This window comes from Streptomyces sp. NPDC058274, assembly GCF_042881375.1.
In the GTDB taxonomy this organism is placed as follows: Bacteria; Actinomycetota; Actinomycetes; order Streptomycetales; family Streptomycetaceae; genus Streptomyces.
Genome location: NZ_JBHVXW010000021.1, coordinates 24,058 through 35,894, shown reverse-complemented (window position 1 = coordinate 35,894; position 11,837 = coordinate 24,058). Strand labels below are relative to the sequence as shown.

Below are 11,837 nucleotides of genomic sequence, written 5' to 3'. Positions count from 1 at the left end.
CGCGGCGCAGGGAGGGCGGCTTACGGCGGGCAGCTTGCGGCGTGCACCGGGTGGCGTGCGACGTGCGGCCGGCGGTACGGCAGTACGGCAGTACGGCGGACGCAGGGCACACGCCGCAACGGCCCATCGCCGATTGTCGGTGCCCCGGCCTACGATCCCGTCATGGCCGCCCCACGCCGTGACACCCGAGGCATCGTCGACGCCCCGGAGCTCTTCGCGCGCGTGCGCTTCCGCCGCCATGAACCGGCCGAGCCGCTGCGGCCCTATCTGGAGCACTACTGGCTGATCGACTGGGACCTCACGGAGCCGTACGCCTCCCATGTCGTCCCGCACCCGTCCGTGAACATCGTCTTCCAGCGGTACGCGGGCCGGGCGCCGTCCGGTGAGGTGTCGGGCATCGGGCTCGAGCTGTTCACGCAGAAGCTGGAGGGGCGGGGGCGGGTGTGCGGGATCCAGTTCCGGCCCGGGGGCTTCCGACCGTTCGCGCCGGAGCGGCCACTGACGTCCCTCACGGGTGAGCGGGTCCCGCTCGGGGCCGTGTTCCCCTCCCCGGAGGGGGCCGCCGTCGACGCCGTACTGACTCCGGACGACGAGCACGCGCGCGTGGCGGCCCTCGACGCGTTCCTCCTGGGCCTCGGACCGGCGCCCGACCCGCAGGCCGATCTGGCGATGGCGCTGGCCGACCGCATCCGCCGGGACCGCGCGATCCGCCGAGTCGACGACTTCGCCCGCGCGGAAGGCATGTCGGTCCGCGCTCTGCAGCGCCTCTTCTCCGCGTACGTCGGCGTCGGCCCGAAGTGGATCATCCTCCGGTATCGCATCCACGAGGCGCTGGAGCACGCGGAGACCTCCCACGAGGTGGACTGGGCAGCCCTCGCCGCCGACCTCGGCTATGCCGACCAGGCCCATCTCGTACGGGACTTCACGGCGACGGTGGGAGTGCCGCCGACGGCGTACGCGGGCGGGAACCAGCGGCCGTAGCCGCACCCTCCGCGGGGGCGCCGCACTCGTGCGGTTCGGCACGGGCACAGGGCATCGCGGATTCCCGACCGGCAAACCGGGTTGACGCCGCTCCCCTCATGCCTCACATTTATCTGCGTGACACAGATACTGCATGACACAAAAGAAACCTCGCATCCGCCCGCCCGGACCCGCTGGGCGATCCTCGGCGTCGTCCTCGCCGCCGACGTCCTCGACCTCCTCGACGCCACGATCACCAACATCGCCGCCCCGACCATCGCCCAGGACCTCGGCGGTGGCGCGGCCCTGATCCAGTGGCTCGGCGCCTCGTACGCCCTCGCGCTCGGTGTGCTGCTCGTCCTCGGCGGCCGGCTCGGCGACAAGTACGGGCGCCGCCGCCTCTTCCTCGCCGGGCTCGCGGGATTCACCGTCGCCTCGGTCGCCTGCGGCCTGGCCGCGGACCCCGGCACACTCGTCGTCGCCCGGCTGGCGCAGGGCGCGTTCGGCGCCCTCGTCATCCCCCAGGGCTTCGGCATCCTCGGCGCGACCTGGCCCCGCGACCAGATCGGAAAGGCGTTCAGCCTCTTCGGGCCCGTCATGGGGCTCTCGGCGGTCGGCGGCCCGATCCTGGCCGGCTTCCTCGTCGACGCGGACCTCGGCGGCCTCGGCTGGCGTCCGATGTTCCTCATCAACCTGCTGCTCGGCTCCGCCGCCCTCCTCGCCGCCGCCAGGCTGCTGCCCCGCGACGACGGCGACCGCACGATCGCCGTCGACGGTCCCGGCTCCGCCCTGCTCGCCGGCGCGATGTTCGGCCTGCTCGCCGGGCTCATCGACGGCTCCGCCCACGGCTGGTCCGCGAGTCCCGTGCTGCTTCTCCTCGCCGGGCTCGCCCTCTTCGCCGCGTTCTGCCACCGTCAGCGCACCGCCGCGAACCCGCTGATCCAGCCCTCCCTGCTGCACAACCGCGGCTTCACCTCAGGACTCCTCGTCGGCGCCGTGTTCTTCGCCGCCGTCGCCGGACTCCTCTACGTGATCTCCCTCTTCCTCCAGCAGGGACTCGGCCGCTCCCCCACGGGTGCCGCCCTCGCTCTCATGCCGCTGTCCGCGGGCATCGTCATCGCGTCCGTCGCCTGCTACCGGCTGATCGGCAGGTTCGGGCGCCGGCTCGTGCTCGCCGGTCTGCTGATCACGCTCGCCGGGACGGCCTGGCTGCTCGCCCTGGTCACCACCTCCGGCACGGACACCGGCGGGTGGGCCCTGGTCCCGCCCCTGCTCGTGGCCGGTCTCGGCATGGGCACGTGCTTCGGTTCGATGTACGACGTCGCGATCGGCGACATCGCCCCGAGCGAGGCCGGCAGCGCCGGTGGCTCACTCGGCGCGGTGCAGCAGCTCAGCAACGCGGTCGGGGCGGCCACCGTCACCACCGTCTACTTCAAGACCGGCGGCGGTGAGGCCCACGCCACCGCCGTGAGCCTCACCGTGGTCGCCGCCGTCGCCCTCGTGTGCTGCCCCCTCGTACGGCTGCTGCCGCGCACGGCACAGGAACAGCACCACTGAGCGCGCACCGGGTGGGCTCAGGGGACCAGCACCAGCCGGCCCCGCAGCCCGCCCTCCGCCAGCCGTGCGTGCGCCTTGGCCGCCTCGTCCAGGGCGTACGTCTCGGCGACTCGCGCGGTCAGCACCCCCGCGTCGACGAGGGCCACCAGCTCCGCCAGCCGCGCACCGTCGGCGCTCACCTCCACCGCGTCGGTCCGCACGCCCCGCACGGAGGCCGGGTGCGCCTGCGGAATCACGCCGACGTACGTGCCACCGTCCCGCACCCACTCCAGCGCGCTCTCCCCGAGGACCGCGGCGTCCAGCACCGCGTCCACGCTGCCCGCAGCGACGGCCCCCGACACGAACCGGTCCGCCCCCAGGGACCGGACGAACTCCTCGTCGGCCGCCCGGGCGAGCCCGGTCACGGATATCCCGCGGTGCGCGGCCAGTTGCACGGCATAGCCGCCGACCGCGCCCGCCGCCCCGCTCACCAGCAGGCTCTGCCCCGGTTCCAGGGCCAGCAGGTCCAGGGCCTGGGCGGCGGTGAGCGCGTTCAGGGGGATGGTCGCGGCGTGCACGGCGTCCACCGAGGCCGGCGCCTTCGCCACGGCGTCGGCGTCCACGATCACGTACTCGGCGTGCGTGCCGAAGGGTTTGGCGGTGCCGTAGGACAGGGCGACCACCTCGTCACCGACGGTCCAGCCGGTCGCCACGCCCGTCGCGTCGACCGTCCCCGCCACATCCCAGCCGAGGCCCAGTGCTTTGCCCGCGCCCCCGAAGACACCCGCGCGCACACCGGCGTCGACCGGATTCAGCGCGGCGCCGGAGACCTTGATCCGCACCTGCCGGGCGGCCGGCTCCGGCACCGCGGTCTCCACGACCGCGACCACCTCGGGCCCACCGAAGGACGTCACCACTACAGCTCGCATGGCATTTCTCCCGCTTCAAAGGATTGCTACTGCTCTTCGCTGCTACCGATTTCTTTTCCGCAGCGACAACCCTAGGAAGAGTTACTATCCTTCGGTAAGTAGGCACCTGAAGGTGCGTACGTCACCCGGAGGTGAGCATGGCGACCACGACGGCGGCCCAGCGGCGCGAGCAGGCACGCGTCGAGTACGACGCGTTCATCAAGAACTGCCCCACCAACCAGCTCCTCACCAGGATCAGCGACAAGTGGGTCAGCCTCGTGGTGTGCGCGCTCGCCGGTGGCCCCATGCGCTACAGCGACCTCGGCCGCAGGATCGCGGGCGTCAGCCCCAAGATGCTGACGCAGACGCTGCGTTCACTGGAGCGCGACGGAATCCTCGCCCGCACCGTGACCCCGTCCGTGCCGGTCCGCGTCGACTACGAGCTCACCCCGCTCGGGCACAGCCTCAGCTGCCTGCTGTCCGCCGTGAAGGACTGGGCGGAGCTGCACATCGAGGAGGTCAACGAGGCGCGGGGGCGGTACGACGAGGCGTCGTAACCCCGGTTACGCCTCCGGGGTGTCGAGCATCCCGTCGCGGAGGCGGGTGACCTGGGCCGCGCTGAATTCCACGGTGCGGCGCATGTGCCCGATGATCAGGGCCAGTTCGCCCTCGTCCAGCCCGTCGAAGAGTTCGTGCCAGCCGACGCTCAGCCGGTCCCACATCCGCCCGAGCTCGGCCGCCTTCTCGGGCACGGTCGCCACGAGGACGCGACGCCGGTCGGTGGCGTCCCGTTCCCGCACGACGTAGCCCGCGCGCTCCAGCCGGTCCACCAGCCGGGTCGCCGACCCGGTCGTCAGGCCCGTCAGCTCGGCGATCCGGCCCGTGGTCACCGGGGCACCCTCCAGGCTGAGGAGGTTCAGGCACTGCAGGTCCGTCGGATGCAGATCCAGATGGTCGGCGACCGCCTGGTTGAACAGGGCGTACGAGGCCATGTACCGGCGCGACTCCGACGACAGCTCGTCCAGCAGCCGCGTCCTCTTGTTCTCCCCCGCGTCTCTCCTCTGCGCCATGCAGAAATCGTACGACGCAACTACCCCGTCCCCGGGTGCCGGGCCCCGAAGCGGGTGCCGACGCCCGGGTGGGCCGACGAACCCGGCACGTACGGAGTGCCGCCCAGGCAGGTCCGGTCCCCTTCCTGCATGGGCACCCGGCGCGGGTGCCGGCGCGGCTCGGCGGGCCCGGCGCTGCGGAGTGCCCCTGCGCCCGCCCCCACCCACCCGCAGTCGCCCACGCACCGAAGGGGCCGTGCCGGTACATCACATGCCCGTCGCCATGCGTCAGAACAACCAACCGAGCGCCCCCAGCAAACAAGACAGCCGGTAGGGCGACGGGTGGATGTGCCGGCTCGGACCCGACCCACCCACGGCCGGAAGACGAACCGCGACAGCGCACCGGCAGCGCACCCCCTAGAACGCGTACGCATCCCCCGTATCCAACGCCAGCACCTGCCGCCGGTCGTTCTGGTGATTCCGGTCCACCGCACCCCCGCTCCACACCGTGTCGATCACCAAGGTCACCTCGGCCGGCACCCGGACCCCGGCCCCCGCCAACCGCACGCGCAGCCGAATCTCCGCCCCCACATCGTCCGCCGCCAACGCCCCCGTCCGGCACAGCACCGCCCGCGCCCCCGCCCGAGCACACCCCTCGGGCAGCTCCTGCCGATCGGCGAGCGGCGCCGACCACCGCAGCCGTACGGTCGCGTCCGTGACGTCGGCGGGACCGTGGTTCCGGGGAGTCATCCGCACATCGACACGGCCGCCCTCCATGGCGACGTACCCGTGATAGGCGAGATCCGCCTCGGGCGCGGCAGCGGCACCGGCGGCCGCACTCCCGCCCGCCACGGCCAGCAGCACTCCACCCGCACCCACGCCCGCACCCGCCGCACAGAACTTCCGCATACGCCCGCTCCTCCTCCACGACGGCGGCGCGGGCGACCCAGACCGTCGCCACCGCCACCACCACTCACGAGTCCACCTGTCACGTCACCGCATGTATCCCACCCACGACGCCCCCCAGGCGCCGCCCATCAGGTGAGACACGCGAACCCGCCGGGACGTACCGCATGCGAGGGTGACCTCATGCTCGTCCTGCGCTCCTGCGCCCTCTTCCTCCTCGCCGCACTGTTCGAGATCGGCGGCGCCTGGCTGGTCTGGCAAGGCGTACGGGAGCACCGCGGCTGGCTGTGGACCGGCGCCGGCGTACTGGCCCTGGGCACCTACGGCTTCGTCGCCACGCTGCAGCCGGATGCCGCGTTCGGCCGCATCCTCGCCGCGTACGGCGGAGTGTTCGTCGCCGGCTCGCTGGCCTGGGGCATGGTCGCGGACGGTTACCGCCCGGACCGCTGGGACGTGACGGGCGCGCTGATCTGCCTCGCCGGCATGGCGGTCATCATGTACGCCCCGCGAGGCGGCAACTGAGCCACGGCCCAACCCCGGCCGACAAGCCGTCCCTCCGGACCGCCACTTATCCTGGCCGCAAGGCGCGCCCACGCACCACGCACGCCGGCACCGCACCCCAGAGACACCGCACGCCCCACACGCACCCCAAGACACCGCACCAACCGCACCAACCGCACCGAGGAGCAGCCGCAATGACCCCCTCAGCCGCCTCCCGCATCGCCGTAGTCACCGGCGCGAGCAGCGGCATCGGCGCCGCGACGGCCAGGCAGCTCGCCGCGGCGGGCTACCGCGTCGTGCTCACCGCCCGCCGCAAGGACCGCATCGAGGCCCTGGCGGCGGAGCTGACGGCTGCGGGCGGCCAGGCGACGGCGTACGCGCTGGACATCACGGACCGCGTGGCGGTCGACGAGTTCGCCTCCGCGTTCAAGACGGTCGGCGTCCTGGTCAACAACGCGGGTGGAGCCCTCGGCGCCGACCCGGTCGCGACCGGCGACCCGGCGGACTGGCGCCAGATGTACGAGACGAACGTCATCGGCACCCTGAACGTGACCCAGGCCCTGCTCCCCGCCCTGACGGCGAGCGGCGACGGAACGGTCGTCGTGCTCTCCTCGACCGCCGGCCACGGCACGTACGAGGGCGGCGGCGGCTATGTCGCCGCCAAGCACGCGGAGCACGTCCTCGCGGAGACGCTCCGGCTGGAGATCGTCGGTACGCCGGTCCGGGTCGTCGAGGTGGCACCCGGCATGGTCAGGACGGACGAGTTCGCGCTGACGCGGTTCGGCGGGGACGAGGAGAAGGCGGCGAAGGTCTACGCGGGCGTGGCCGAGCCGCTCACCGCGGACGACGTCGCCGAGACCATCACCTGGGCCATCACCCGTCCCAGCCACGTCAACATCGACCTCCTCATCGTCCGCCCCCGGGCCCAGGCGTCGAACACGAAGATCCACCGAGACCTGTGACGGCGGATCCGACGCCCCTACCGGCTCCCCTATCGACACCCGCACCGGCACCGGCACACCCGCACCCGCACGTAGGCGCCCCGTCCCGGCCAAGGGCTTGACCACCGAGGAGCGGGCTCCCCGGTGGCTGACCCGCTAACCCTTCACGCAGACGAACTGCTTCAGCTTCGCCACGACCTCCACGAGGTCACGCTGCTGGTCCATCACCTGCTCGATCGGCTTGTACGCACCCGGGATCTCGTCCACGACGCCGGAGTCCTTGCGGCACTCCACACCCCGCGTCTGCTCCTCCAGGTCCTTCGTCGTGAAGCGGCGCTTCGCGGCATTGCGGCTCATGCGCCGGCCGGCGCCGTGCGACGCCGAGTTGAACGCCTTCTGGTTGCCGAGACCCTTCACGATGTACGAACCCGTGCCCATCGAGCCGGGGATGATCCCGTACTCGCCTGAGCCCGCACGGATCGCGCCCTTGCGGGTGACGAGCAGGTCCATCCCCTCGTACCGCTCCTCCGCCACGTAGTTGTGGTGGCAGGAGATCTCCTGCTCGAAGACCGGCTTCGCCTTCTTGAACTCCTTGCGGACCACGTCCTTGAGGAGCGCCATCATGAGGGTGCGGTTGTGCTTGGCGTACTCCTGCGCCCAGTAGAGGTCGTTCCGGTAGGCCGCCATCTGCGGGGTGTCGGAGACGAACACCGCGAGATCGCGGTCGACCAGGCCCTGGTTGTGCGGGAGCTGCTGCGCAACGCCGATGTGGTACTCGGCCAGTTCCTTGCCGATGTTGCGGGACCCGGAATGAAGCGTGAGCCACACGACACCCTCGGAATCGAGGAGAAGCTCGATGTAGTGATTTCCCCCGCCGAGCGTTCCCATCTGCTTCACGGCCCGCTCCTCCCGGAACTTCACCGCCTGCGCAACCCCGTCGAACCGCCCCCAGAAGTCGTCCCACCCCGCCGTGGCGAGCCCATGGAACCGCCCCGGCTCGACGGGAGAGTCATGCATCCCCCGCCCCACCGGAATGGCCTCCTCGATCTTCGACCGGAGCCGCGAAAGGTCCCCCGGCAGATCATTGGCCGTCAGAGACGTCTTGACCGCGGACATCCCGCAGCCGATGTCCACCCCCACCGCCGCCGGGCACACCGCGTCCCGCATCGCGATGACGGAACCGACCGTCGCGCCCTTGCCGTAGTGCACGTCCGGCATGACGGCGAGGCCCTTGATCCAGGGCAGGGTCGCGACGTTCTGGAGCTGGCGCAGGGCGACGTCCTCGACCGAGGCCGGATCGGTCCACATACGGATGGGAACCTTCGCGCCCGGCACTTCCACGTACGACATTTCGTCCTCATTCCCCCGGAAAACCAACAGAAGTCTCACATCGCAAATCCGGCGCCAAGGTCGACGTATAGGACAACGGACCAGCGGTCACGGCAGTGCGTGCGATACACATTGTTCCCAGCGGCCGCCCTCGTGCGGCAAGCGAATAACCACAGGACACCAGCCCAGGACCGAACCGTGGGCCCCGTCGAGAGGAGCCTCAGCATGCAGCGGAAGGCGTACGTACCCGGCGCCACCGTGCTCCTCGCGGCACTGCTGGCCGGTTGCACCGGCAGCTCGGGCAACGGCGGCGAGGAGGGCGACTCCAAGGCCGGCGACACCACCGCGTCGGCGACCGCGGCCCAGCCCGGCAAGTACCGCACTCTGCCCGAGGCGTGCGCCGCGGTGGACCACAGCTCGCTGGACTCGCTGCTGCCCGGGATCGAGCAGCTCACGGACGAGCAGCAGCGCGAGAAGGCGTACGCCGGCGAGGCGACGCAGACGTACGACACGGACCGGAAGGTCGGCTGCCGCTGGAAGGTGGAGTCGACGGACGCGACGGACCATCTCTTCGTCGACTTCGAGCGGGTGGTGTCGTACGACAACTCCGTGAGCGACGCCGCCAGGGCGTCGAAGGTGTACACGGCCAAGGAGGACGCGGCGGATCTGCCCGAGCCCTCCAGGTCGGACACCGCCGGCTCCGGCTCCTCGGCGGAGGGTTCGACGCCTCAGAGCACGCCGTCCGGCTCCGCCGGGGACACGGGCTCCGATGAGGGCACCCCCTCCGGGTCGGCCACGGCGAGTGGGACCCCGGCCGATCTCCAGCCCCGCACGCTCGACGGTCTCGGCGACGAGGCGTTCCTCGACGACCAGCTGAGCACGTCCGGTTCGACCGCCCAGCAGCGCACGGTGACTGTGGTGTTCCGCACGTCCAATGTGGTCGTGACGATCGAGTACGAGGAGCAGCCGGCTCAGGCCGGCGCCGTCCCGGACAGCGAGGAATCGCAGGACAGGGCCCTGAAACTGGCTCAGGACCTGGTCGCGGCGTTCAACGCGTAGGGGGTCCGCGGGGCCGCCCCGGCCGCCCTGCCGAACCCCCTGAACCGGAAACGCTCCGTGCGCTCACCGCGTACCGTGGCCCCTCGGACCGACCGGTCGCACGTGCCGTGTGCGCCCGACCCACGAGCCGTCTTGAGTGAAGGAACCATGCACCGACCTGCACAGCGAGCCCAGCGAGACCAGCGAGTACGGCGACGCGACCGCATCCTTGTGTGCGCCGCCGCCGTCCCGGCGATGCTCGTCGTCGCCGGCTGTTCCTCGGACTCCGGCTCCGGTGACGACGCGAAGAAGGCTGCCGACGAGAGTGCGGCGTCGGCGAGTGCTTCGCCGAGCAAGATCGCGGCGGCCGCGTACGCGAAGCTGCCCGAGCCGTGTTCGGTGGTGTCGAAGAAGACCTTGGGCGATCTGGTCCCGAAGGCCAAGAAGTCCGGCAAAGAAGGCAAGTCCGACGACATCGCGACGCGCGGCAACTGCTACTGGGACAGCCTCGACAGCAATGGCGTGAAGGGCTCGCAGTACCGCTGGCTGAACGTGGCGATGCTGCGCTTCGACTCGGACTCGCGTGGCGCGGGCGACAAGCTGGCGCACGCGTACTACGAGAAGCAGGTCAAGGGCGCGCAGGCGGTGACCGGCGCGAAGAACACCAAGTCGGAGCCGGTGTCCGGGACGGGCGACGAGGCGACGGCCGTGCGCTACGAACTGAAGAAGAAGGAAGGCACCTTCAAGCAGCAGTCGGTCGTGACGCGCGTCGAGAACGTCGTCATCACCGTCGACTACAACGGCGCGGGTCTCGCGGGTGAGAAGTCTCCCGACGCCGGTGATCTGGTGAAGGCCACGGAGAAGGCGGCCAAGGAGGCGGTGGCCGCGGTGTCCGCCGCGAACGGGGACGGCGGCAAGGCGAGCGCCTCCCCGTCGAAGTCGGCGGCCAAGTCGTCGTCGCCCTCGTCGAAGCCGTCGAAGTCCGGCAAGGCGAGTGCCTCGCCGGCCAAGTCCGCCTCGCCGTCCAAGTCCGCCAAGAAGGCCTGACGAGGCTCCGGCCGAGGGCCGGCGCCGGGGCGAGTTGACGGCCGAGCCGTCGCTCAACTCGCCTGCCAGTCAGGCCACTTGCAGGAGCCCGGTGCCGCGCGAGCCGGGCTCCTGACGGACCGGCCACCCGTACGCCGTACACATGTGCCACCCTGTTGCGCGCAACAACACGCAAGGGGAGGGGATTACCGGTGGCCGCGCCAGTGCAGCTCACTCGGACGCACCGCATTCTCATCGGCGTGGTCGTCGCGGGAGCGGTGGTCATCGCCGGCATCGGCTTCGCCGGTTCGTATGCGGCCGTCCGTGAGCTCGCCCTCAAGAAGGGCTTCGGGAACTTCTCGTACGTGTTCCCGATCGGCATCGACGCGGGTATCTGCGTCCTGCTCGCCCTGGATCTGCTGCTGACCTGGATCCGTATCCCGTTCCCGCTGCTGCGCCAGACGGCGTGGCTGCTGACGGTGGCGACGATCGCGTTCAACGGCGCCGCGGCCTGGCCCGATCCGCTGGGCGTCGGGATGCACGCGGTGATCCCGATCCTGTTCGTCGTGTCGGTCGAGGCCGCGCGGCACGCGATCGGCCGGATCGCGGACATCACGGCGGACAAGCACATGGAGGGCGTCCGCCTCACCCGCTGGCTGCTCTCCCCGGTGCCGACCTTCCTGCTGTGGCGCCGGATGAAGCTGTGGGAGCTGCGTTCCTACGACCAGGTCATCAAGCTGGAGCAGGAGCGTCTGGTGTACCAGGCCCGGCTGCGCTCCCGCTTCGGCCGCGCCTGGCGCCGCAAGGCGCCGGTGGAGTCCCTGATGCCGCTGCGGCTCGCCCGGTACGGTGTCCCGCTCGCCGAGACGGCCCCGGCGGGCCTCGCGGCGGCCGGTATCGAGCCGGCGCTGCTGCCGCCGGCCCCGCGGCACCCGCAGCTCGGCACGGCCACCGACACCCGTGCGGCGGGCGGTGAGCCCGTACGCGCCGGGGCGGTGTCTCCCGTCGAGCAGCGCCGGGATCCCGAGGCCGACCAGTACGCCGAGCAGACGGAGTACGGGCAGGAGCAGCAGGACGCGGGGCCGGAGAGCCCGTGGTTCTCGGCGCAGGCTCCGCAGGAGGTCGTCTACGAGGGCGGTTACGACCCCACGTACGTGCCCGAGGAGCAGTACGAGCAGTGGTACGAGGAGCAGCAGTCGCAGCAGTTCGAGCCGGGTCCCGAGGAGACGGGGAGCTTCCCGATCCCGGCGGGTCCGGGCCGCACCCGTCAGCTGGGCGAGGGCGCGGCTGCGGAGCCGGAGCAGCTGCCGATTCCCGGGCCGCGGGAGGAGCAGGCGCCGCTCGGCGACGAGAAGTCCCGCGAGGAGAGCTTCTACCAGGTGTTCCGGCAGTCGATAAACGGCCAGGGGCTGCCCACGAAAGGCGAGTTCGGCAACAACGTCGAGGCCACCTGGGGCGTCACGCTGACCGACAGTGAGCTGAAGCGCTACATGAGCCGTTTCCAGAACCGCTTCAACGCGGAGCTGGAGGAGGACCACATCGCCTGAGTCCGGGGCGGATGCGTGGATACGAGGAGGGGCTCCCCGTGATCACCCGGCGCCCCCCCCAAGATACACGGGCGGGCCAGCGCCGAACCGAGAGAC

12 protein-coding genes are annotated in these 11,837 nt (G+C 71.3%); 8 read left to right on the top strand and 4 right to left on the bottom strand.

What is annotated here, in order from left to right; all coding sequences use genetic code 11:
- The first annotated feature begins 162 nt into the window (after positions 1-162).
- Both ACFVYF_RS31255 and ACFVYF_RS31250 read left to right on the top strand, forming a co-directional pair.
- Positions 163-981, top strand: coding sequence for a DUF6597 domain-containing transcriptional factor (locus tag ACFVYF_RS31255; protein ID WP_389460775.1), 819 nt, complete (start codon positions 163-165; stop codon positions 979-981).
- Between the two features lie 117 nt (positions 982-1,098).
- Entirely contained in the window at positions 1,099-2,517 is a 1,419-nt protein-coding gene (locus tag ACFVYF_RS31250) for an MFS transporter (protein WP_389460773.1), read from the top strand.
- 17 nt (positions 2,518-2,534) lie between these two features.
- On the opposite strand, the gene ACFVYF_RS31245 is transcribed toward ACFVYF_RS31250, so the two are convergent.
- Positions 2,535-3,425: an NADP-dependent oxidoreductase gene (locus ACFVYF_RS31245; protein ID WP_389460771.1), complete on the bottom strand. Its 891-nt coding sequence runs from the start codon at positions 3,423-3,425 to the stop codon at positions 2,535-2,537.
- Positions 3,426-3,562: 137 nt separating this feature from the next.
- On the opposite strand from ACFVYF_RS31245, the gene ACFVYF_RS31240 reads away from it, so the two are divergent.
- On the top strand, positions 3,563-3,961 hold the full coding sequence (locus tag ACFVYF_RS31240) for a winged helix-turn-helix transcriptional regulator (RefSeq protein WP_389460769.1): 399 nt from the start codon (positions 3,563-3,565) through the stop codon (positions 3,959-3,961).
- 6 nt (positions 3,962-3,967) lie between these two features.
- Here the strand turns inward: ACFVYF_RS31240 and ACFVYF_RS31235 are convergent, their stop codons facing one another.
- Both ACFVYF_RS31235 and ACFVYF_RS31230 read right to left on the bottom strand, forming a co-directional pair.
- Positions 3,968-4,474, bottom strand: coding sequence for a MarR family winged helix-turn-helix transcriptional regulator (locus tag ACFVYF_RS31235; RefSeq protein WP_389460767.1), 507 nt, complete (start codon positions 4,472-4,474; stop codon positions 3,968-3,970).
- A gap of 396 nt (positions 4,475-4,870) precedes the next feature.
- Complete coding sequence (locus ACFVYF_RS31230; protein ID WP_389460765.1) at positions 4,871-5,362, bottom strand: hypothetical protein; 492 nt, start codon at positions 5,360-5,362, stop codon at positions 4,871-4,873.
- Positions 5,363-5,542: 180 nt separating this feature from the next.
- On the opposite strand from ACFVYF_RS31230, the gene ACFVYF_RS31225 reads away from it, so the two are divergent.
- The gene (locus ACFVYF_RS31225) at positions 5,543-5,881 is read left to right on the top strand and encodes a YnfA family protein (protein ID WP_389460763.1); all 339 of its coding nucleotides are present in this window, start codon (positions 5,543-5,545) and stop codon (positions 5,879-5,881) included.
- Between the two features lie 173 nt (positions 5,882-6,054).
- Positions 6,055-6,822: an SDR family NAD(P)-dependent oxidoreductase gene (locus ACFVYF_RS31220; RefSeq protein WP_389460761.1), complete on the top strand. Its 768-nt coding sequence runs from the start codon at positions 6,055-6,057 to the stop codon at positions 6,820-6,822.
- Positions 6,823-6,957: 135 nt separating this feature from the next.
- On the opposite strand, the gene ACFVYF_RS31215 is transcribed toward ACFVYF_RS31220, so the two are convergent.
- Positions 6,958-8,151, bottom strand: a complete 1,194-nt coding sequence (locus ACFVYF_RS31215; protein WP_389460759.1) for an RtcB family protein — start codon at positions 8,149-8,151, stop codon at positions 6,958-6,960.
- A gap of 204 nt (positions 8,152-8,355) precedes the next feature.
- On the opposite strand from ACFVYF_RS31215, the gene ACFVYF_RS31210 reads away from it, so the two are divergent.
- From ACFVYF_RS31210 to ACFVYF_RS31200, 3 genes are all read left to right on the top strand, one after another.
- Positions 8,356-9,189, top strand: a complete 834-nt coding sequence (locus ACFVYF_RS31210) for a DUF3558 domain-containing protein (protein ID WP_389460757.1) — start codon at positions 8,356-8,358, stop codon at positions 9,187-9,189.
- A 147-nt stretch (positions 9,190-9,336) separates the two neighbouring features.
- Positions 9,337-10,215 carry a DUF3558 family protein gene (locus ACFVYF_RS31205; RefSeq protein ID WP_389460756.1) on the top strand — a complete coding sequence of 293 codons (879 nt, stop codon included), beginning with the start codon at positions 9,337-9,339 and terminating at the stop codon, positions 10,213-10,215.
- A 191-nt stretch (positions 10,216-10,406) separates the two neighbouring features.
- Positions 10,407-11,741: a DUF2637 domain-containing protein gene (locus ACFVYF_RS31200; RefSeq protein WP_389460754.1), complete on the top strand. Its 1,335-nt coding sequence runs from the start codon at positions 10,407-10,409 to the stop codon at positions 11,739-11,741.
- Positions 11,742-11,837: the final 96 nt, after the last annotated feature.